The sequence below is a fragment of the uncultured Microbulbifer sp. genome (genome assembly GCF_947504145.1).
GTDB lineage: Bacteria > Pseudomonadota > Gammaproteobacteria > Pseudomonadales > Cellvibrionaceae > Microbulbifer.
Genome location: NZ_CANNGQ010000004.1, coordinates 174,982 through 197,945, shown reverse-complemented (window position 1 = coordinate 197,945; position 22,964 = coordinate 174,982). Strand labels below are relative to the sequence as shown.

16 protein-coding genes are annotated in these 22,964 nt (G+C 56.6%); 14 read left to right on the top strand and 2 right to left on the bottom strand.

Annotated elements, in window-relative coordinates; all coding sequences use genetic code 11:
• The first annotated feature begins 147 nt into the window (after positions 1-147).
• The 4 genes from Q1A74_RS14115 (at position 148) to Q1A74_RS14100 (ending at position 6,735) form a co-directional block, all read left to right on the top strand.
• Entirely contained in the window at positions 148-1,461 is a 1,314-nt protein-coding gene (locus tag Q1A74_RS14115) for an aminotransferase class III-fold pyridoxal phosphate-dependent enzyme (protein WP_299597428.1), read from the top strand.
• Positions 1,462-1,816: 355 nt separating this feature from the next.
• Positions 1,817-2,647 carry a DUF6515 family protein gene (locus Q1A74_RS14110; protein ID WP_299597425.1) on the top strand — a complete coding sequence of 277 codons (831 nt, stop codon included), beginning with the start codon at positions 1,817-1,819 and terminating at the stop codon, positions 2,645-2,647.
• Positions 2,648-2,843: 196 nt separating this feature from the next.
• Entirely contained in the window at positions 2,844-5,144 is a 2,301-nt protein-coding gene (locus Q1A74_RS14105) for a mechanosensitive ion channel domain-containing protein (RefSeq protein ID WP_299597422.1), read from the top strand.
• 184 nt (positions 5,145-5,328) lie between these two features.
• Complete coding sequence (locus tag Q1A74_RS14100; protein WP_299597419.1) at positions 5,329-6,735, top strand: rhomboid family intramembrane serine protease; 1,407 nt, start codon at positions 5,329-5,331, stop codon at positions 6,733-6,735.
• A 64-nt stretch (positions 6,736-6,799) separates the two neighbouring features.
• Here the strand turns inward: Q1A74_RS14100 and Q1A74_RS14095 are convergent, their stop codons facing one another.
• Positions 6,800-8,230 (bottom strand): tetratricopeptide repeat protein, encoded by a 1,431-nt coding sequence (locus Q1A74_RS14095; protein WP_299597416.1) that lies wholly within the window; start codon positions 8,228-8,230, stop codon positions 6,800-6,802.
• A gap of 156 nt (positions 8,231-8,386) precedes the next feature.
• On the opposite strand from Q1A74_RS14095, the gene pepB reads away from it, so the two are divergent.
• Together pepB and Q1A74_RS14085 are read left to right on the top strand one after the other, a co-directional pair.
• On the top strand, positions 8,387-9,676 hold the full coding sequence (gene pepB / locus Q1A74_RS14090; RefSeq protein WP_299597413.1) for an aminopeptidase PepB: 1,290 nt from the start codon (positions 8,387-8,389) through the stop codon (positions 9,674-9,676).
• A 72-nt stretch (positions 9,677-9,748) separates the two neighbouring features.
• Positions 9,749-9,946 carry an antitermination protein NusB gene (locus Q1A74_RS14085; RefSeq protein WP_299597410.1) on the top strand — a complete coding sequence of 66 codons (198 nt, stop codon included), beginning with the start codon at positions 9,749-9,751 and terminating at the stop codon, positions 9,944-9,946.
• Between the two features lie 267 nt (positions 9,947-10,213).
• Here the strand turns inward: Q1A74_RS14085 and Q1A74_RS14080 are convergent, their stop codons facing one another.
• Positions 10,214-11,737: a UxaA family hydrolase gene (locus Q1A74_RS14080; RefSeq protein WP_299597407.1), complete on the bottom strand. Its 1,524-nt coding sequence runs from the start codon at positions 11,735-11,737 to the stop codon at positions 10,214-10,216.
• Positions 11,738-12,143: 406 nt separating this feature from the next.
• Between Q1A74_RS14080 and Q1A74_RS14075 the strand changes: the two genes are divergently transcribed.
• The 8 genes from Q1A74_RS14075 (at position 12,144) to Q1A74_RS14040 (ending at position 22,964) form a co-directional block, all read left to right on the top strand.
• Entirely contained in the window at positions 12,144-12,881 is a 738-nt protein-coding gene (locus Q1A74_RS14075; RefSeq protein ID WP_299597404.1) for a FadR/GntR family transcriptional regulator, read from the top strand.
• A gap of 268 nt (positions 12,882-13,149) precedes the next feature.
• Complete coding sequence (locus Q1A74_RS14070) at positions 13,150-14,589, top strand: glycoside hydrolase family 28 protein (protein ID WP_299597401.1); 1,440 nt, start codon at positions 13,150-13,152, stop codon at positions 14,587-14,589.
• 240 nt (positions 14,590-14,829) lie between these two features.
• The gene (locus Q1A74_RS14065) at positions 14,830-17,472 is read left to right on the top strand and encodes a TonB-dependent receptor (RefSeq protein WP_299597398.1); all 2,643 of its coding nucleotides are present in this window, start codon (positions 14,830-14,832) and stop codon (positions 17,470-17,472) included.
• Between the two features lie 190 nt (positions 17,473-17,662).
• On the top strand, positions 17,663-20,176 hold the full coding sequence (locus Q1A74_RS14060; RefSeq protein WP_299597395.1) for a glycoside hydrolase family 88 protein: 2,514 nt from the start codon (positions 17,663-17,665) through the stop codon (positions 20,174-20,176).
• 28 nt (positions 20,177-20,204) lie between these two features.
• Entirely contained in the window at positions 20,205-21,047 is an 843-nt protein-coding gene (kduI, locus tag Q1A74_RS14055) for a 5-dehydro-4-deoxy-D-glucuronate isomerase (protein WP_299597392.1), read from the top strand.
• A gap of 45 nt (positions 21,048-21,092) precedes the next feature.
• Entirely contained in the window at positions 21,093-21,884 is a 792-nt protein-coding gene (locus Q1A74_RS14050) for a gluconate 5-dehydrogenase (RefSeq protein ID WP_299597389.1), read from the top strand.
• A gap of 337 nt (positions 21,885-22,221) precedes the next feature.
• The gene (locus Q1A74_RS14045; RefSeq protein WP_299597386.1) at positions 22,222-22,395 is read left to right on the top strand and encodes a periplasmic nitrate reductase, NapE protein; all 174 of its coding nucleotides are present in this window, start codon (positions 22,222-22,224) and stop codon (positions 22,393-22,395) included.
• A gap of 179 nt (positions 22,396-22,574) precedes the next feature.
• A complete protein-coding gene (locus tag Q1A74_RS14040) occupies positions 22,575-22,964 on the top strand; it encodes a chaperone NapD (protein ID WP_299597383.1) in 390 nt (129 codons plus the stop codon).

The window sequence follows — 22,964 nt, the reverse complement described above, 5'->3', positions numbered from 1 at the left end:
CAGAACCGCTGTGAACCCATCCCTGGGCGTTGCGGCGCAAACATCCTGTTTGCGACGCTTCTGAAAACAGATCCCCGGCACTTTGCCTTCGCATCGAAATTTTTACTACGTTAGAAAGACTCTAATTCTTAAAAATCGGAGAACATCATGTCCGAATTGAATACCAACGCATTCTGGATGCCGTTTACCCCCAATCGCACCTTCAAAGCCGCACCGCGTATTGTTGAACGCGCGGAAGGGATTTATCTGTTCGAAAAATCTGGTCGCAAGATCATCGATGCGACCGCGGGCCTGTGGTGTTCCAATGCCGGTCACTGTCGTTCGGAGATTGCCGAGGCGATTCATCAGCAGGCGATGAAGCTGGATTACAGTTCCATTTTCAATTTTGGCCACGAGCTGGGTTTTGAATACGCGGAGCGTCTGGTGCAGTACACACCGGATCCGCTGAATCACGTGTTCTTCGGCAATTCCGGTTCCGAGGCGGTGGAGTCGGCGCTGAAGATTGCACTGCAGTACCAGCGCGCGCGCGGTAAGGGTTCGCGCACGATGTTTATCGGCCGTGAGAAGGGTTATCACGGGGTGAATTTTGGTGGGATTTCTGTCGGTGGTATTGCGCCGAATTACCAGAGTTTTGGTCAGCCGGTGAAGGCGAATCATATGCGCCATACGCTGGATATCGAGCGCAACGCGTTCACCAAAGGGCTGCCGGAGCACGGCGTTGAGATGGCCGAAGACCTGCAGCGTCTTGTTGCGTTCCATGGGGCGGATCAGATTGCGGCGGTGATTGTGGAGCCGTTCTCCGGCGCCGGTGGTGTGATTCTTCCGCCCAAGGGGTATCTGAAACGCATCCGCGAGATCTGCGATCAGCACGACCTGTTGCTGATTTTTGATGAGGTGATTTCCGGTTGGGGTCGACTGGGTTCGCCGTTTGCGTCGGAAGAGTTTGGTGTGACGCCGGATATGATCACGTCCGCCAAGGGCATCACCAATGCGACGGTGCCTCTCGGTGCGGTGTTTGTGAGCGACAAGATTTACAAAACGGTCATGGATGCCGCGGCGGAGGGGATGGTGGAGCTGTTCCACGGTTATACCTATTCCGCGCACCCGGTGGCCTGTGCGGCGGGGATGGCGACGCTGGATATTTACGACCGCGAAGGCCTGCTGACCCGTGCGTCCGGCGATATCGGTAAGCATTGGGAGGAAGCCGTGCACTCACTGGCGGACCTGGACAATGTAATTGATGTGCGTAATTACGGGCTGGTGGCGGCGATCGAGTTGCGCGCGCCGGATAACCTGAAAGGCAAATTTGGTGGCAAGGCGTCGGCGCTGGCTTGGGATGCGGGGGTAATGGCGCGGGGTATCGGCGATGCGCTGTGTATGTCGCCGCCGCTGACCATTGAGGCACATGAGATCGATACCATCGTGAGTACCCTGCGCAAGGTGATCTCGGGCCTGTCGTGACTTCCGCATGTGGATTAGTCCCGGTCCGGCGGCTATTCGCCGGGAAAACTTGGATACCTGTTGGGGCAATCTACAATAAGAGTTGTAGTCGGGCGTACAGCAAAAGTACGAAGCCGTGATGGCTTGGGTGCTCTGCTGAATTCGCCAATCACATTGTTGAGTGGCGCTCCGGCTACCAGCGCATACGGCCTCCGTCCGTCGCATTTTTTGCGACGGGCGGAGACCGTGTGTCGCTTTAATTTTTACGCTTCTTTTTAGGCTCCCTCGAACATCTTCGGGAGCCAATTCGGGTGGGGATTGCAGGGTGCCGGTTTCGGTGCGCTGTAGTGTTGAATGTGCCGTATTGAGGTAGCACATGCGCGATCTCCCCCGGGTTCCTGCCGCTTATTTTTCCCGTCCTCTGCTGTACGGTCTATCCAGTGCGCTGGCTTTACTACTGGCGCTACCCGGTGGTGTGCTGGCGCAGGCTACGGACAACTCCAGTGCCGAGTCCGACGAGGATTACCAGCGCGATCCCAATCGCCAGCGCTCGCTGCCCGCGGGCGCCACCCGCCTTACTTTGAGCGGCAATATCTACTACTACCAGGGTGGCTATTTTTACCGCAAGGAAGACGACGGTTACCTGCGCGTGGAACCACCGCTGGGGGCAGAGCTGACGTTTCTTCCCTCCGGCAGCAACGGTTTCGAGATCGACGGCCGGCGGTTTTTCCTGAGCGGCACGGGCACCTTTTACCGCTACGAGCCAAAGCGCCGCAGTTACATTGTGACTACGCCGCCCTATGCGTGGCGGCGTCATTACAACGGGGACATAGTGGGGGCCTATGAAGACCGCCTGTACGGTTACCCGGACGAGGACCTGGACGACCTGCGCGACCGCTCCGGCATCCCGCAGGCGTATCCACCGGATGCCCTGTCGCCGAACGAACTGGATGGAGAGGGCGAGCCGGTGTACGAAGCGGATGGCTACCGCGACCGGCGCCGGCGTGCACCTCGCCCCTATGCCAATGTGCGTCCGCCCTATGATGCCAGTGGCGAACGCAACGACAACCGCGCCCTGCTGGAGTCCGCCTGTCGCCAGGATGCGTTTGATGCAGCGCGCCGTGGCAGCACCCTGGAAGACCAGCGCCTGCGAATCTACCGGCGGGAGTATCGCGATTGTATCCAGCGCTATGACGCGCGCCGCTGAGGCCCTGAATTTCTCATCTACACTGAGTCAGATGTAGTCCCCGCGCACAGGGCACTGAAACGATTGTTTTCGTGCAGTATTGGTGGTGAGTATCGGTACTGGACATTGATACTGGGTATTGGTCCGGATGGAACTCATAGGGGCTGGGGGCAAGGGAACCGGGGTCAGGGATAGAGGTACAGGGACAGTCTCAGCCATGGGAGTTTTCGGCACCGCCCTTTTTCCGTATTTCCCGCGCTTTGCGGCCACGTCTTTGCGCGTGCTGCTGGCGGTTTTCTGCCTGCTCTGTTTTCTCATTCCTTCCTTCGCCATCGCGCAACTACCTTCCACCAAGCCGAAAGAGTTCTCTCCGGTTGTTCCCGATTTCAGTAACCTCGCCGCAGACTGGTGGACCCAGTGGCCGGACGTCACCCTCGAGCAGCGTGACCTTTGGCTGAAGGATGTCGACAAGGCCTGGCAGGACTGGAGCGCCACCCTGCCCGAGGAGGCGAAGCTTTCCGAAGAGGTCGCCGCGATCAATCAGCGGCTGGCAGGCATTGGTAAAACCTGGGAGAAGCGCGAGGAGCTGAAAAAAGTCAGCGTGCTTCCCACAATCACCTTCCCCGAAAAGCCGACGGTACTGCAGTGGGCAGAGTCCGATGCCGGAGTCACGCGCGGCAAGCAGCGCTTCGATGGCCTGAAGCTGGAAAAGTCGCAGATGGACGAGAGTGTCGATCTGTCGCTCAACCGGCTGCGGGAAACTGTGGGTGCACTGCGTGAAAAGCACCACGCTGACTCCAAGCATCTAAAGGCCACTTTGGATGTGTTCCTGGCACAGATCAGCCACCTGCAGATTCTTGAAGAGCAGGGCATGCTCAACGAGCAGCTGGCGGCCTGGGATGAGGAGCTGAAATACGCCGATGGCGAGCTGGCGCGAATGCTGAAGGGCCTGCAATTCAGCAGCGAAGCGGCAGAGAAACTGGCGGCCGCGCGTACCGAGGAAAAATCCAATCTGGATGAGCTGGCGCGGGAGCGCAGCGACTCCCGCAACCTCATTTTCGAAAGCTCCGACGCCGCAGTCACAATGGAGCAGCAGATCCAGATGATGATCTACAGCGTGGAAGCGCTGGAGAACCGGTTGCAACTGCGCAAGCAGGAGCTGTTGCTGGCCATGAACAGCGTATTGGATGCCGGCACAGAAGATGAAAAGCTCTCCTTCAGTAAAGACCTGGTGAAAAACGCGGAAACCATCCGCGAAAATCTCGTGCGGCAGGTAAATGTACGCCAGCGCCAGATCGTCGCCTGGGTGGGGGAAGATTCCGAGGCCATGCGCAAATGGTGGGGACAGTTTGAAAAAGTCGCCAGTGGCCTCGGCCGGGTGCGCGACCTGACCGAAGATGTGAAGCGCTATGAAACCGCCCAGCTGTTTGTGTACCAGCGCCAGCAGGGATGGTGGCAGACCATGGGCGACCGGATTGTGCTGCAGTTTCAGCAGCTGCGCAGTGGCTGGCGCAACCTCGCCAACTACGAGCTGTTTGCGGTCAGTGAGCAGCCGATTACCCTGAAAGACATCGCCAAAATGATCCTGGTGATACTTGCCGCCTGGGCCTGCTCGCGGCTGCTCAACTGGATTCTGCGCCGCATGGTGCGCCGTAACCGCACCAGCGAACAGGCCGCCTATACCCTGTGGCGGGTGTTGAATTACTGCATCGTCCTGATTACCTTCGTCATCCTCCTTGCCATGGTGGGGCTGGATACTTCCAAGCTCACCTTGATCGCCGGTGCCCTTTCGGTAGGTATCGGTTTCGGCATGCAGGCCATTTTCTCCAACTTTATTTCCGGCATCATTCTGCTGTTTGAGCAGCCCCTGCGGGTGGGTGATCTGGTGGAGCTGGAGTCCGGCGTGTTCGGGCGTATACGCGATATCAATGTGCGCTCCACCCGTATTACTACCCGCGACAATGTGGATATCCTGGTGCCCAACTCGGAGTTCGTCACTGGCCGGGTGACCAACCACACCCTGGAAGACCCGGTGCGGCGCATTCACATCGGTTTCGGTGTCGCCTATGGCACTGACCCGGAAGAAGTACGCGAGGCGGCGATGGCTGCTGCAGAACGGGTACCGGTCACCTTTTCCAACTGGCAGCGCAAAACCGAGGTGTGGCTTACCGGCTTTGGCGACAGCTCACTGGATTTCAAACTGGTGGTGTGGGTCAACAGCAACGCGGTGTCTTCGCTGGGCGATCTCAACGCGCTGTACAACATCGAACTGCTGCATGAATTCAACGAGCGCCGTATCGAGATTCCCTTCCCCCAGCGAGACCTGCACGTGCGCAGCTGGGGGGAGCAGGATACTCTGCCCGCACAGGGTGAGGGTTCTGGTCCCCGCAAGCCCCCGGCACCCAAGGATGAGCGCCGCGGATCGGCCGGCATCGAAGACTGGCCCGATGATGCTGGCGGGGAGGGTGAGAGCGGCAGCGAAGGTGGTGGTGACGACGGTGGCGCCCCCAGTCATTGAGGGCCATTGAGGACAATAGCGAATCACAGTATCTCAACGACATTCTGTGACGTTTATCACCACATTTTCGACGTAACTGCCACGCCCGGGGCTGTTCATATTTCACAGCCCCTGTATTCTGAATGGCTCGAACGGATCACCCGCCGTGATCCCCCGCACTACCAACCGAGCCGCAGGTCCGCCCTTGCTGATTATCCCCATTCAGAACAAGCCTGACTGGCGACGCCCCCCCCTGGTCTGTTTTGCCCTGATCCTGATCAACCTGCTGGTGTTCGTGCTCTACCAGAGCGGCGATGAGGCGCGCTGGCAGGTGGCGGAAGAATATTACTTCTCCAGTGAACTGCCGGTGCTGGAAGAGCAGCGCTTTTACGAATTTGTGGACGCGGAAAAACCTGAGTGGCGCACCCAGGCCCAGGGCGCCGGGGAAGAATTTATTTACCAGCAGCTGTTGTGGAGTCACGAATTTCACAACTGGCTGCTGCCGCAGTTGCGGGATGAGGGCGAGCAGCAGTGGCTTGATCAGCGCAATCAATTCAGCGAACTGCGCGACCGCCTGTCCAGCTTTGCCTATGGATTGACTCCGGCAGAGCCGACGCTGCAAGGCTTGTTCGGTCATATGTTTCTGCACGGCAGCTGGGAGCACCTGCTGGGCAATATGATCTTCCTGCTGCTGTTTGGTCTGTCGGTGGAGCTGGCGTTGGGAGCGGCCTGGTTTATCGGCCTGTATCTGCTGGGTGGTCTCGCTGCGGCTGGCCTGCATATGGGGGTGGAAGCGGGCAGCCTGATACCGGTGATTGGTGCCTCCGGTGCCGTCTCCGCGGTGATGGGGATGTTCGTGGCCGTGTACGGGGTGCGTCGCCTGCGGTTTTTCTACACGCTGGGGTTCGCGTTTGGAGAATTTACTGCGCCGGCGTTGCTGGTATTGCCGTTGTGGCTCGGCAAAGAGGTGTTCGGGTATTTCTTCGGCAACGATAACATTGCCTACTGGGCGCATTTTGGCGGTCTGGTGGCGGGCTTCGTGGGCACCATGGCGCTGATACGGTTTCGGCCAAGCCGTGAGATCCAGGTGGAAGAAGACCTGCCACCCACCCCGGAACAGCTGGCGCTGGCGCGGATCGAATCTCTGCAGAATAACGGAAAATTGCTGGAGGCCAATCAGGCTGCCGCCAGCGCACAGCGGCAGCACCCGCAGTCGCTGGCACTTATCCACAAGTTTATTGAGCTGAGCAGGCTTGCGCCGGAAAGCGAGGCGCATCATCGCGCCTGGCTGGCACTGTTCGCCCTGGCAAAAGCGCCCGAACAGGATTTTGCGCCGGTGGCCAGCGGCGTTGAAACCTATATGGAAAGCACCAGCGAGCCGCGGGCGTTGAATGCGCGGACCTGTCTGGTGCTGGCACAGCGCGCAGCGCGGGAAAAACACTGGGAACTGGTAGAGCGCCTGCTGCAGCGGCTGCAACAGAAAGAGCAGCGCCACCCGCTGATGGCGCGGTTGGCCAACGGTCTGGTAGAGCACTATCGCCGCTGTGGGGATGAAGAGCGCGCGCGCAAAGCGCAGGATTTTGCCCGCGCGCTGCAGCCTGAGGTGGTTTAGTTTATTTCATTGAGCTTTGTGCGAAGGCGCCTCTACCCGGTAGCGGTGCCGCCACTGCCCTTGATTAAACTGGCTGTGCGTTTTGCTCCGCCGCCAGGATCCCTTCCAGCTGTTTCACCTCTCGCAACACACCGCTTTTCGGATACTTTTTCTGCACAAACGCCAGCAACTTGCGACTGTTATCGGTGCGATTGAATCCATCCATATAGATTTTCGCCAGCAACAGATAGGCGCTATCCAGGCGGGTGTAGTGCGGGTCTTCTTTGTGCAGGTTGTTGATCAGTGCCAGAGCGGGTTTGAACTGGCGTTGGCGGTAGAGCGCTTCCGCAATCTGGTGGCGCAGTAGCGATTTGTCGATTGCCGGTGCGCCCTGGCTTTTGGTTATGGCCAGGTAGAGCTCTGCGGCCTTGTGCGCGTGGTTTAGTTTTATAAACCGCTCTAACAAATGTGGGCCCAGTTCGCGTAGGGCTTTTTTATCATCGGTGGCAAGTAGCAACTGCACATAACGCTCGTTGAGGGGGATGTCGTCCGGTTGCTGGCGCAACACATTCACCAGCGCCTTGCGCGCTTCATCGTGCCGACCTTCACGCAGAAAAATTCCCGCATTGGCCAGTGCCTTTTTGCGCTCGAATTCCCGCTCTTCCAGAAATTCCTCGTCATCCACCTGCGCAATCACACCCAGCTTGCGCTGCCGGGTCAGGCAGATGTAGCCCATCATGGCACTGGTGACGATGGAGAAATAACTGGTTACAAACGCGATCAACGGCAACAGCATCCACACCGGGAGCTTGTCCATCACCGCAGGCAACAAATAAGCAGGTGCGGCGGATACGGCGCTGGTGGAGAGCCAAAGCAACCAGTAGGGCCAGCCGATGATCAAGGTAAATTGCAGCAGCTTCAGCGGGTTTACCGCGGCGCGCATACTCTGTTCCAGCGCAAGTACGATCATGGCCGCTGGCGCCAGCAGGGACAGGGCAATGGAATATACCTGTACCGCACTCTCTCCGAGCCCGGCAAACAGCATACCCACACCGCCGGCTACCAGGATCATCCCGATCACCTTGGCAAAAATCGCTGCACTGCGGCCGTCCTGGGCGTCGCCAAAGCTGGGAGCTTCCAGTTGGCCGCTGGCGAGCTTTTCAATCACCAGCAGGTTGTAACGCATTACCACGGCGAGGGTCGCCACAAACACGAAAATCGACAGAATGCCGAGGCCGGTCATGGCCAGGGCGGCCACGGCGCAGACTGCAGATACGGTAACGGGGCCGGATGCAATCCCGTAGCGGAAGTAGAAGGGTGCCATCTGCCAGAAGGGCCTGGCCTTGTTGCTGGCGCCGACATTTTCCAGACGCTTGTTACACAGAGTGCATTTGGGGGTGGACTGGTAGTAGTTGTCCACCGAGCCGGGTACACAGTCGCCGCAGTAGTCCTTGCTGCAGCCGGTACACTGCCAGATGGCATCCGCTCCCGAGTGGTAATGGCAGTTTGTCCCCATGGTGATTCCCTCACGCTTCTTTGTCGTTATTTTTAACCGGTGAAGTGTATCGACAGTTTCCCGCATGGCGCAAACGGATGCTTGTAGCCTGCTAGAATGACCCAATATTGTGTCTCAGGCACTTTTTCCTACCATCACAATTTCAAGGTGTACAGAATGACAACAGCGATGCAGGTACGGCTGGACAATTCCGCGGCGGCGGAGCACTGGGGCAAGAATGCCCTGCTGAGTTTCAGTGAGCACGAGGCCTGTATTCACGCCACCGAAGCTACCGGCGGCACCCTGGTTGCGGTACAGCGCGCCGCGCGCCGCCTGGACGGTATGGGGGTGACCAATATTGCCCTTGCCGGCGATCAATGGGATCTGGAAAGCCGCTGGGCCTTCTGGGCCGGCTACTACAATCCAAACCGCAAGAGCACCCTGGAATGGGGTGTTGGCGAGGGTGACGAGCGCAAAGAGCTGGATGCGCGCAAGGCCGCCAGTCTGTGGGTGCGGGAGATCACCAACGGTACGCCGGAAAATGTTTTCCCGCGCGCGCTGGCGGAAAGTGCTGCAGACATGCTGCAGAAACTGGCGCCCGATGCGGTGAGCTATCGCATCGTGTCCGGTGATGAATTGCTGGACGAAGGCTTTATGGGGATTCACAACGTCGGCCGCGGCAGTGTGCGCGGCGGCGCGATGCTGCAGCTGGACTATAACCCTACCGGTGATGACAGCGCCGATGTGGATCTGTGTCTGGTGGGCAAGGGCATTACCTTCGATTCCGGTGGTTACAGTATCAAGCCTTCGGCGGGCATGGCCCATATGAAGTCCGATATGGGCGGCGCGGCGATGGTTGCCGGCGGTCTGGCACTGGCCATTGCGCGCGGCTTGAACAAGCGCGTAAAACTGTATCTGTGTTGTGCAGAAAACCTGATTTCCGGCCATGCATTCAAGCTTGGTGATGTGATCACTTACAAAAATGGTGTCACCGCAGAAATTTTGAATACGGATGCAGAAGGACGGCTGGTACTGGCGGATGGCCTGATCGCCGCCAGTGAAGACAATCCCCGCTATATTCTGGATGCGGCGACGTTAACCGGTGCTGCGAAGATGGCGGTGGGGCGCGATTACAACTCGGTGCTGAGCCTTGAAGATGACATGGCGGAAAAGGTGCTGAGTGCGGCGAAAGCTGAAAATGAAAAGGCCTGGCGTCTGCCGTTGGAGAAATTTCACATGGAGCAGATTCCTTCGGGCTTTGCAGAGACTGCCAACGTGGGTATGGATGGCACGCCCGGTGCGTCAACTGCTGCCGCTTTCCTGGCGAAATTTGTGCGTGATGACGGGCGTGGTTGGGTGCATATGGATCTTTCCGGCTCTTACCTCCCGGGACCCAATGATCAGTGGGCGCAGGGGGCTAAAGGCCATGGGTTCAGGACTATTGCCCGGTTCCTGTTAGACAATTAATTTTAGTGGTAGCCACGTACGCAGCCTTAACTTTTTACATTTGTGCCTCTGTATAGGCAGTGAGGAAAATTCATGGAAGAGTATCAGGTGATGATTCAGTCACGAGAGTGGCTGGTAGGGTGGGGAACGCTTTCATTGATTAATGCAGGTTTGGCCCAGGGCAAAAACCGCAGCGGTTTAATCTGGTGGGTTTTGAGCCTTATTTTTGGGCCGTTAGCCACTTTGATTTTAGTGTTGCTGAGCAAAGCGCCCGCAAAAGTGCACGACTAAGTGCTTGCTTACGAAGCTCTTGCTCAGAAGCTAAGGTGAGGTGGCGGGGATTCATTTTTGAAAGCGTCGCAAACAGGATGTTTGCGCCGCAGCGCCCAGGGATGGGTTAACAGGGGGGCGCCCAGCTCGGTTTCAAAAATGAATACCCGGTGCCTCGCCGCCACAGGACCCGCTTCAAAGCACCTACACCACTGAACCATCACAGAAACCCAAAAACAAAAAACCGGCACAAGTCCGGTTTTTTGCGAAACGAGAGAGGGAGAAAGGTTAAACCACCGCCCCAATATGCCAGGGTACAAACTCGTTATCACCGTAGTCGAGCTTCTCGCTGGCACTCTGCTCACCAGAAGCAATCGACAGAATGTGTTGGAAAATCATCTCGCCACATTCGGCAACGGTGTAGCGCTTGTCCAGAATACCACCGCAATCGATATCCATATCCTCGCGCATGCGCTCAAACAGATTCGAATTACTGGCTAACTTGATACTGGGTACCGGCTTGCCGCCGAAGGCTGAGCCCCGGCCCGTGGTGAAGCACACCACATTTGCACCGCTCGCCACCTGGCCTGTAACAGAAACCGGATCGAAGCCCGGGCTGTCCATAAACACCAGCCCCTTCTTGTGCACCGGCTCCGCGTACAGGTAAACATCCTGTAACGCTGTGGTGCCACCCTTGGCCTGTGCACCCAGCGACTTCTCTGCAATGGTCGTCAGGCCACCTGCTTTGTTTCCAGGGGAAGGGTTGTTGTTCAGCTCTACGCCATGCATCTGCGTGTATTGTTCCCACCATGTAATGCGGTCAACCAGCTTCTGTGCCACTTCCGTAGAGCAGGCGCGCCGGGTAAGTAAATGCTCAGCACCGTAAATTTCTGGCGTCTCCGAATAAATGACGGTGCCGCCCTGGCGCACCAGAATATCCGCAGCTGCACCCAGGCCCGCGTTTGCTGTAATGCCGGAATATGCATCGCTGCCGCCACATTGCACCGCAAGGGTCAGCTCGGAAGCCGGGATTGCTTCGCGCTCGCATGCATTCGCCGCGGGTAACATGTCGGTCAGGCGCTCAATGCCCGATTCGATTGCCGCGCGGGTACCGCCCTGCTGCTGAATCGTCATTACCTGAAATGCATCACCCTCCTGAAGGCCTGTTTCCCGCATCAGTTTGGTAATTTGCATCGCTTCGCAGCCGAGGCCAATCAGCAAAACACCGGCGAAATTGGGATGGGCAATATACCCGTGCAACGTACGCAGCAGTGTCTGGTAGCCTTCGCCTGACGTGGACATACCGCAGCCGCTGTCGTGGCCCAGGGCAACAACGCCATTTACGTTGGGGAAATCGCGCAGCTTCCCGCTGTCGCGGAAGTGCGCCGCAATCGCACGGGAAACGGTAACTGAACAGTTAACGGTAGACACCACCGCGAGGTAATTGCGGGTGCCGGATTTACCACTGGAGCGGCGGTAACCCATAAAGGTTGCACGCGCTTCTGGGGCGATAAACTCCGTGGGCACATAGTCTTCACAGAAAGCGTGCTCCACCTGGTGGGTGCCCGCTCCCATATTGAATTCGTGTACGTGGTTGCCGGGCGCAATGTCCGCCCGTGCAAAGCCGATAACTTGGCCGTACTTGATGACCGCTTCACCGGCGGCAATCGGGCGTACGCAGACCTTGTGCATGGCAGGCACGTCGGTAACCAGGGGCATCATGCTGCCGTTCCAGTTCACCAGGGTGCCAGCTGGCAGGGGGGCCTTACTGACGGCGACGTTATCGTCGGAATGTATATGTATCAGATCCATCTTGTCCTGACTCCGCTAATAAGGACTTGCGGTCAGTTGTCGTTATGATTGGTTGCAATCTAACACTATATTGGTAAGGCCGCAATCGGTAGGTTAGTACAATTTGGTAAGACTGTGTTGGTGATTCTCGTATTGTGGTGGCTAAACCCCATCTGCTAGAATCCGTGCAATATTTCCGCAGCTATATATAAGTAGCGATTGTGACTGGCCATTAGGGCAGAAACCGTACGGTCAGCGGAACTGGGATAGGTCAGGCAGGTTAGTTCGTTGTCGGCTCAATCGGGATTACCATAGTGCTGGCTGATTGACATTGCTTGATTGATATTGCGTCGCAGCACTGGATTGTGCGCCCGAATCGCGATTCGAAGAAAAACAGATGCAACAGAATTTGCAGGGGAGTAGTTAAATGCAGGGTGCCAGACTTTACCAACAGGTGGCTGAGAAGTTGGCCGCCGCTATTGCCGCCGGTGACTATCCGGCCGGCACGCGTCTTCCTGCTGAGCGCAAGCTGGCCGAACGCTTTGAAGTCAGCCGCCCCACCGTGCGCGAAGCGATTATCGCGCTGGAGCTGGCGGGCTGCGTTGAGGTAAAAGGCGGCTCAGGTGTGTATGTGACCGATACCGAAGCCAGCGCCTTCTCTGCCGGTGAGAGCGATATCGGGGCATTCGAGATTCTGCAGGCGCGGATGATGTTTGAGGGCGAGGCCGCAGGCCTTGCCGCGCGGGAAATGTCCGACGAAGAAGTGGCGCAGCTGGAAAGCATTCTCGAAGAGATGGTGGCGGAAAACGCCTCCGAGTCCAACGCCGAAGTCGCGGACGAAAAGTTCCACCTGCACATTGCCCAGTGTACGCACAATGACGCCGTGGTATCGGTGTGTGAGCACCTGTGGAAGCTGCGTAATAACTCTTCTGTTTCCGCCCGGATCCTGGAAAAGGTACGTCAGGCCGGCTCCAAGCCCCGCATTGAGGAGCACAGTCGCATCCTTGAGGCGATCAAAAAACGCGATCCGGAAGCAGCCCGCAATGCTATGCGTGATCACTTGCAGCGCGTGGTACAGCAGCTGCTGGATGCCACCGAAGCCGAAGCGCTGGAGCAGGCACGCCGTGAAATGAGTGCCGCCCGTCAGCGGTTTGCGCTGCCCTGATCGCCCCACCTCTGCACGCTTCGCTATATCCTGAAAAGCCGGCCTCGCGCCGGCTTTTTTTCTGCCTGTTCCCCTGCCTCCCGCAGCTTTATTTGCTCCCAAAGTCACCCTCTCCCGGTAGGCGGCGTGACCGTCTGGTTGTTGCCTCACCTAAATTGGTATGACAGTATTAATGCAATTTTTATACTGGTCTTGCCATTTCGGCGGGGCAGGCAGCGATGATCAGCCGTCATTGCGCTGGTACAACAATAAAGCCCGGGAGGTATTTATGACCGGACTCAATCGTCGAGTCTTTCTGCAATCACTGGCGGCCACCGCCGCACTGCCCGTCGTTCCGGGGCTTTTGCCACAGGCGGCGGCCATGAGTCGCCCGCCCCGGGCGCAGTACAAAGGCCCCTGGGCACGGGTTCCCCAGATACTCTCGGATATCAAGCTCCCGGCAATCCCCGCGCGGGACTTCAACCTGCGCGAGCTGGGTGCCCGGGGCGAAGGTGAGGATGCCAGTGCCGCTTTCGCCGCGGCCGTAGAGGCCAGCCGCAAAGCGGGTGGTGGCCGCATCGTGGTGCCTGCAGGTAAATACCGCACTGGCCCTATTCATCTGGTATCCAATACCGAATTGCACCTGCAAGAGGGTGCGGAGGTTCACTTTATCCCCGAACCTGAGCGCTACTTGCCGGCAGTCAAAACGCGCTGGGAAGGCATGGAGATGATGGGCTACTCACCACTGATCTATGCGTATCAATGCGAAAACATTGCCCTGACCGGAAAAGGCCTGATTGATGGCGGTGCCGACTGCGATACCTGGTGGCCGTGGAAAGGCCAGAATACCAAGTGCGACAACAGCACCAACGCGGGAGATACCCAGCACGGGCCGCGGACGGAGCTGATGAAGGAAGTGGAAGCAGGCGTGCCGGTGAGTGAGCGGGAATACGCTGAAGGCTCCTTCCTGCGTCCGCCGCTGGTGCAGTTCTACGAGTGCAACAGGGTACTGATCGAAGGCGTAACCCTGGAGAACTCCCCATTCTGGGTGGTGCACCCGGTGCTGTGTAACAGTCTGACCGTGCGCGGTATTACCACCAGAAGCCACGGCCCCAATTCCGACGGTTGCGACCCGGAATCCTGCCGCAACGTATTGATTGAAGACTGTCTGTTCGACAACGGCGACGACTGTATCGCGATCAAGTCCGGCCGCAACGCCGATGGCCGTCGGGTGAATGTCCCCACGGAAAACGTGGTGGTGCGGAACTGCCAGATGCGCGACGGTCACGGTGGCCTGGTGCTTGGCAGCGAGATCTCCGGTGGGGTGCGCAACGTGTTTATGGAAGACTGTGTGATGAGCAGTCCTCATCTGGAGCGCGGATTGCGTATCAAGACCAATTCCGTGCGCGGCGGAAAGATACACGACATCTACGTACGCAATCTCACCATCGGCGAAGTGAAAGACGTCATCGTCATCAACTTCTACTACGAAGAGGGGGATAAGGGTGACTTTGACCCCAGCGTATACAACATTCAGGTGGAAAACCTGGTGTGCAAAGACGCCAAGCGCGCCTTCCAGATCCGGGGCTTTGAGCGCGCCCCAATCCGCGACCTGCAAATTACCAACAGCCGTATTGACCACGCTGACTCACTTGGTGTGATCGAAGAGGTTACTGGCCTGACCGTTAATAACGTATCCATCAACGGTGAGCTGTTCAAACCAGGCTGATCAGTTGGCCGGCTTAGCGAGTAAAGCCGCCGCCAGCGCCGCCCGAATCCCACTAGATTTGGGCATGGTGGCGCGCTATTCTACTTTTTGACCGAAAATCGCACGGAAATAAGTAAAAAATTGGTCTGCCAAAAGTTGATAGTTGGTAATCCATGTGAGACTATCAACACGCTTTAATAATAAGCGGTATTACCAAAAAAGGTTTTACCAAAATAACGACGATAAGCGGAGATGAGAGTCATGAAGACCTTCGAGCTGAAACCACTCACCCTTGCGATGGCCATTGTTGCGGTGCCGGCCTTTGCACAAGAAGCGAATACCTCCGGCGATGCCACTCTGGAAGAGATCACGGTAACCGGTAGTTACCGCGACAGCCTGTCCAAGGCTCTGGACCAGAAGCGCGACGCGGTAGGTTCCAAGGACGCGATCCTGGCGGAAGACATTGCCGACTTCCCCGACCTCAACCTGGCAGAATCCCTGCAACGTATCCCGGGTGTTGCGATTACCCGTGATGCCGGTGAAGGTCGTAACATTTCAGTACGCGGCCTCGGTGCACAGTTCACCCGCGTTCGCATCAATGGCCTGGAGGCGGTGTCCACTACTGGTGGTGCAGATTCCTCTGGTAGTACCAACCGCGCACGTACGTTCGACTTCAATACCTTTGCTTCTGAATTGTTTTCGAACCTCACTGTTCACAAGACCTCATCTGCGGATCTGGACGAAGGTTCTCTGGGTGCCACTGTTGACCTGAATACCGGCAGACCGCTGGATATGGATGAGAGCTTCACTTTTGCGGCGAACGTGCAGGCGGGCTACAACAGTGAGTCTAAAGAGGCTGACCCCCGCACCTCCTTCCTGGTTGCCGGTCAGAATGAAGCGGGCACCATTGGTTGGCTTGCAACCTATTCTCAGTCCAAGCGCAATGTGCTTGAGCAGGGTTTTTCCACCGTACGCTGGACTGCTAAAGAAGAGATCGCCAACTGCTCCGCGTGTGCCGACGATGCCGAGCTGGCGGATCTGAACGAAGGTTTCTTCCCGCGTATTCCCCGCTACGGCAAGTTTACTCACGAACAGGAGCGCCAGGGCTTTACCGGTACGCTGCAATTCCGCCCAACCGACAGCACCGAAATCCTGGTGGACTACCTCACGTCCACTTACGATGCGACGCGTGAAGAAGAGTTCGTTTCCGTCAGCCTGAAAGACGGCGGCAACTTTCCGGAATACGACGTAACCGACTACACCATGGATGGTAATGGCACCATCACCTCAATGACCGTAGACAACTACGACCTGCGCGTAGAGCACCGCTTCGACGAGCTGGAAACCAAGTTCGACCAGCTCTCTATACGCGCTTCACACGAATTCACTGATCGCCTGCGTGGCGATATGGTTTGGGGGGCGTCAGAGTCCAACTTCAGCAACCCGATGCAAACTACTGCGATCGTTGATGCCATCAATGTGCAGAATGAGTTTTCCTACAATGCTACTACCTCTGGCGGTAGCATCGATTTCGCTGACTTCGATACTTCTAATCCGGAAAATTTTGACTTTGTAGAGCTGCGCCATCGTCCGAACACGGTCGATAACACCTTCGATACCGCCGCGTTCAATCTCGAGTTCGACTTGACCGATACCTTGAGTCTGAAGGCCGGCGCGTCCAAGAAAAGCTTTGAGTTCGATGTGGAAGAAAACCGCGCGGGGCCGAAGTTTAGTGGCATTCCCGCTACTGCACTGCAGGGCGGTTCTACCAGCATGAACGGTATTACCTGGTTCTCTCCCGATGTGCACTCCACGTTGAAGACGTATTCTGCCGAAGTTGCCGCAAGTATGGCCCCTCGCGCTTCAGATGTTCGCAACGTTAAGGAAGACGATACCGGCTATTACGCCCAGCTCGGTTGGGGTACTGAGGTCGCAGGCTTGCCAGTGCGAGGCAATTTCGGGGTTCGTCACGTTACCACCGAAGTTGAATCGACCGGTTTCACCGACCTGAACGGTGACCTTATCCAGGTGGTAGCGACGAACGAATATACCGACACCCTGCCATCGTTGAACTTGGCTGTGGATGTACACGAAGACATGGTTGTGCGCTTCTCCGTGGCCGATGTGATGTCTCGTCCTGCACTGGGCCAGCTGACTCCCGGCGGTAGCATTTCTCAGTTTCTGGGCGAGGTCAGCTACGGCAACCCGAAACTGGATCCGTTCCGTGCTCGCGCCTACGACATTTCCTATGAGTGGTACTTCTCCGACGATGCCGTATTCGCGGCTGCGTACTTCTACAAAGACGTTGAGTCTTTTATCAAGAAGGACACCTTCGAAAATCAGTCCTGGGCTGATACCGGATTCGACGAATCCGTGCTGCGTGACGAAGGCGAGTACGATGCGAGCGATGACTGGAGTATCAACCGTTACTTCAATGGTGAAGGCGGTGAGATTTCTGGTGTTGAGCTGCAGTACCAGCAGGCATTCTTCGACAACTATGGCCTCATCCTGAACTACACCTATGTAGATTCTGAAATGAACTATGGCACCGCGGAAGAACCAAACTATGGCCCACTGAACAACCAGTCCAAGAATTCGTACAACGCAACTGTTTACTACGAAAACGAAGACTGGAATGCACGTATCTCTTACGCGGCGCGTAGTGACTACAACACGCGCGAAATGGGCAACGGTCGCGATGGCAACGACTTCGAATACACCGAAGGTACCTCCAACGTGGACTTCGTAGCCGGCTACAGCCTGAACGATAACTGGAAGCTGAGCCTGGAAGCGATCAACCTCACCAACGAACCAAACCGTCAGATGATCGACAGCGCGGGCCGTATCGTGGTCGACCACACTTACGGTCGTCAGTATTACGTAGGTGCTCAGTACAAGTTCTAATCCAATATTTTGATAAGAAGTAGAGATTAAGAGCTCGATTTAGTACTGAACAGAGCGGCCGGGTGCAGGGATTCTGCTGGTGGAAACACCAGCGTCAGGATTCGAAGTCGCACCTGGCCGTTTTTCGATTTACCGCCGTTCTTTTTTAATGGCAAATAACAGAATAAAACCCGAATTTGTGGAGATGTCTGTGAAACCGTTTAATCCGCCCAAAAGCAAACTGGGCCTGAATGCCCTCGCCTTTGCGTTCATCGCGGCCACTCTAACCGCTTGTGGCGATAAGGCGATGCAGTCGCCGGAAGAAGCCGCCACGCCGGAAGCCAACGCAGAAAAACCCGGCGCGATTGCAAGCCTTGAACTCGCCAATCCCTCTGACTTCCCGCGCCTGGACGAAGCGGTTTACCTCAGTTTTTACGAGCTCGGATTAGAGGCCGGTTTTGCCGCACCTGTTGCTGTGTGGAACCAGGCTGACCAGATTCCCGTGCAGGCCATCGACAAAGACGCCGATGGCAGAAAAGATGGCATCCTCTTCACTGTGGATGTGGCTGTCGATGAGACCCTCAAGCTGCGCATCGCCAAAGCCGATGCTGCTGTCTCGCCTGTTGCCAAACGGACCCAGGCAGAAATATCCCACAAAGTGGGTGGCGAATGGGTTGAGCGCGAATACAGGGGCGGTAGCTTCCAGCGTGTAAGCTCTCTCGATGTGCCCCAAGAGCACACCGACCACTCCTACTTCATTCGCTATGAAGGCCCAGGCATCGAATCCGATCTGGTGGGCTACCGTGTATATCTGGACTGGCGCAACGGCTTTGATATTTTTGGTAAGAAAACTCGCGAGCCGGTATTACAGGGTGTGGGCCAGGATGGATTTGATTCCTACCACGAACCCGCCGATTGGGGCATGGATATCCTCAAAGTAGGCAGCGCTGTCGGTGTTGGTGGCTACGGTTACTGGGACGGCGAAAAAACCATCCGCGTGAGCGATGTACAAGATTGGCAAGTGGATATTGCCGAGAACGGGGACATCTATTCTGCATTCAAAATTCAGTACAAAGACTGGAAACCCACCGAAACTCTGCAGACCGACCTGACTGCTGTGCTGTCCATACACGCCGGATCCCGTCTGGTGGAAGTGAATGCGAAAACCAGCGAAGAGCTGGACAACCTGGTTGCTGGCATCGTGAATCACGAAGGCACTGACTTGATTGTTGGTAACATGGACATTACCGGCCACGCTTACACCTATATCGGCACTTACGGTGCGCAAAGCCTGGATGGCGCCAATCTGGGCATGGCGGTGATCGCCAAGCGCAAGGCCATCGATGAAGTCACCAAAGATGAACACAACCAGGTTGCGGTGCTCAAGCCTGCCGGCAACGAAGTTCAGTACTACTTTGTCGCGGCCTGGGCCAACGAAGTGGAGACTGAGCACGGCCCGATTACCACCAGGGCTGAATTTGAAGCCTACCTCAAGCAGGAAGCGGAAAAGCTCACCAAACCTCTGCGGCAGCGCCTCACCACCGCCGCGAGTGAAGCGGCAACCGAGCAGCCGCTGACAGCCGATGTGGCCCTGGACTGGAGTAAGCGCCTGGCGGATTCTGAGCTGGAACGCAAAACACTCGATTACCGCTTCGGTGGTTACGACCATATCCGCAAACGTCCATCCTATTTTGAATACACCACCGGTATGGTGCTGCAGGCCTACGACGAACTGAATCAGGTTGCGCCGGAAGCCCGTTACGCCGACGCCGTGCAAACCGTGATGGGCTCCTTCGTGAATGAAGACGGCAGCATCAACGGTTACGTGCAGGAGAAATACAATATCGACAGCATCCGCGCCGGCACCATGCTTCTACGGATGTACGAGCGCAACGCAGATCCCGCGTACAAAAAAGCCGTCGACACCCTGTTCGAACAGCTAGAACACCACCCACGCACTTCCCAGGGCGCCTTCTGGCACAAGAAGCGCTACCCCTATCAGGTGTGGCTGGACGGCGTATACATGGGTATTCCCTTCCTCGCCCACTATGAACAGTTGATGCACGAAGAGCCGGACGTGGAAGAAGTGCTGGCGGAGTTCAAAGTCGTCAACCAGATTCTCAAAGACCCCGAAACCGGCCTTTTCTATCACGCCTGGGACGAAAAGCGCGAGCAGGTGTGGGCCGATAAGGAAACCGGTCTTTCCGCCTATCACTGGGGCCGCGGGATGGGATGGCTGGCAATGGCTCTGGTAGATGTATTGGACTTTATTCCGGAAGAAAATACCGAAGAGCGGCGGTACCTGTTGGACATGATTGCCGAAATCGCACCGGTGATTGAAACATTCCAGGATGCGCAAACCGGTACCTGGTGGCAGATTATGGACAAGCCGGGTGCGCGCGGCAATTACCGGGAGTCCACGGCCAGCACCATGTTCACTTACTTCTTCGCTAAGGCTCTGAACCAGGGCTACCTGCCAAAAGACCAGTATCTGGCCACGGCGAAAAAAGCCTACCAGGGCCTGCTGGACGAATTTGTACAGGTGCACGCGGACGGCACCATCAGCATCACCGATATGTGTCAGGTGGCTGGCCTGGGCTACGGCCGCGATGGCAGCTACGAGTACTACATGAGCGAGCCAATCTACGACGACGACCCCAAAGGCACCGCGCCGTTTATTACTTCCGGCGTTGAGATGTACAAGCTGCTGAAATCCGAATCTTAAGTCGTCACCGAATTAACTGGGTAGAGTTATGACCACTGTATTTGAAGAGCGCCACGCCAGTCACCCGGGTGACTATGTCAATTACGATACCGATCGACTGCGCGACGAGTATCTGGTGCCGAACCTGTTTACTGCCGATACCGTCAATCTGACCTACACCCACGTGGATCGCGTAATTGTCGGTGGTGTGATGCCGGTAGAAAGCAGCGTAAAGCTGGAAACCGTAGACGCACTAAAATCCGACTATTTTCTCGAGCGCCGGGAGCTGGGCATCATCAATATCGGTGCCCCCGGTGTGGTGGAAGTGGATGGTGCCGTGTATGAAATCGGCACCAAGGAAGCACTGTATGTGAGCCGCGGGTCCGAGAGCGTGGTGTTCAGCAGCAATGTAAAAACTTCTCCGTCGAAATTTTACATTCTGTCCACCCCCGCGCACCGCGAATTCCCCACCACCAAAGTGGGCCAGGGCGATGCCCAGGTGATCGAACTGGGTGCCGCAGAAACCTGTAACAAGCGCACCCTGCGCAAGCTGCTGGTAAAAGACGTGTTGCAAACCTGCCAGCTGCAAATGGGCATGACCGAGCTGGCTCCCGGCAGCTGCTGGAACACCATGCCGTGCCACACCCACAGCCGCCGTATGGAAGTGTATATGTACTTCAATCTGCCCGAGGAGCAGGCCGTATGCCACTTCATGGGCCCGCCGCAGCAGACCCGTACCATCTGGATGCACAACGAGCAGGCAGTGATCTCTCCCACCTGGTCTCTACACTCAGGTGTGGGTACCAGCAATTACACCTTTATCTGGGGAATGGCGGGCGAGAACCACGATTACGACGATATGGATAAGGTGCAGCCCACCGAGCTGCGTTGATCTTGATCGAAACCTGAGTAATCGCGAAAAATCTGGAGTAAAAGAATGTCCAACTCACTGTTTGATTTAACCGGAAAGCTCGCCCTGGTAACCGGCGCCACCCACGGCCTCGGTATGGCCATGGCAGAAGGCCTCGGCAACGCGGGTGCAAAGCTGGTTATTACTGGCCACTCCTCTCAGGCAAAACTCGACAACGCCGTTTCCGAGCTGCGCGAAAAAGGCCACAACGCGCACGGGTATCTGTTCGATGTCAGCGACGAAGATCAGGTAAACGAGATGGTACCGGTGATTGAAAAAGAACAGAGTCCGATCGATGTGCTGGTCAACAACGCCGGCATCATTCGTCGCGTACCGCTACTGGACATGGAACTGTCAGAGTGGAACAAAGTGCTGGAAACCAACCTCACCGGTGTGATGGTGATGAGCCGTCCGGTCGTGCGCCGTATGATTGAACGCGGCGCTGGCAAGATCATCAATATCTGCTCGATGATGAGCGAGCTGGGGCGCGATAGCGTTTCCGCCTACGCGGCCTCCAAAGGAGGCCTGAAAATGCTGACCCAGAATATGGCCACGGAATGGGCGCGCCACAACATCCAGGTGAACGGAATTGGACCGGGCTATTTTGCCACGGCGCAGACCGCGCCGATCCGCGTAGATGGCCATCCGTTCAATGATTTCATTATCGGACGCACCCCCGCTGGCCGTTGGGGCAACCCTGAAGACCTGCAGGGCACTGCGGTATTCCTGTCCAGTGATGCGAGTAATTTCGTCAACGGTCAGGTGGTCTATGTGGATGGCGGTATTCTCGCCACCATCGGTAAACCCAGTAATGAGTGAATGCTGAGTTATTCACGCCGCCGTCAGCCTGGATTTCAAAACTGGGCGAAGGCATGATTTAAATGAGATTGATTGTTTTTCAGCCGGGCCTTGCCCGGCTTTTTTTGTGCCCGGGCAAAGGTGTTTTCCCTATCCGTGGTAATTTCCGCTGTTTTCGCTCCCTTCTTTCTTGCCCTAACGGTATCCCTTCCTAGACTCAAACTATGTGGGTAAGAATGGCGTCGCGCTATGCCAGTAAAGCGCTTTCCCCCTGATCCATGAGAAGTCATTGGTTTTAATAAAGGCCAACTTTTTTATTTCTCATGGGAATAAACCCAATCAATTGAGGGTGCGTCTCTTGACTGAAGAGCAACTTCCTTCGAGCAAAGAACAGCGCCGCAGAGAAGGACGCCTGGTACTGTTTATTCTCGTATTTCTGTTTCCGATTCTGGCGGTCGCCATTGTTGGGGGCTACGGGTTTGCCGTCTGGATTCTGCAAATGATTTTCGGGCCGCCGGGCCCACCGGCCTGAATTCGCCGCCGCACTTCCGGAGCGCCCTGTAGGGCGCTGCACCAATGGCAGTGTCTTCAACGGCGAAGGCGCTGCTATCCCGTCTCGTACGCTGACCGCCATCGCCACAAGCTGGAAACCGTACCAGTGGTGCAAGTGGCGACAATGAGACGAATCTTAGCAAAAACAACTGGATCACTATGAGAGAGCACCACTACCGAAACCGGGATTACACCGCCTCTGCAGCGGATAACGGTGAAAAGTCACACGGCGGCACGGTACATATTGTCAGCCTTATTGTGCATGTGCGGCCGGTGAGTATTTCTGGGTTCTCCCAGTGGGTGGATGAGCAGCCCGAGCTGGAAATCCACCTCGGTGATGACAATGGAAAACTGGTGGTGGTGATGGAAACCGCCGACCACCATCGGGTCAATGAACTGATTGAAGTCACCAAGGATCAGTCAGGTGTTCTGAACGTGGCCATGGTGTACCACGAGGAAATGGCAGTGTCTGATATGGACGATGTTCTGAACGAGCAAGGCGCAGCAGCCGACGGTGAACAACCGGTAAAAATTGTGGGAGAACTGTGA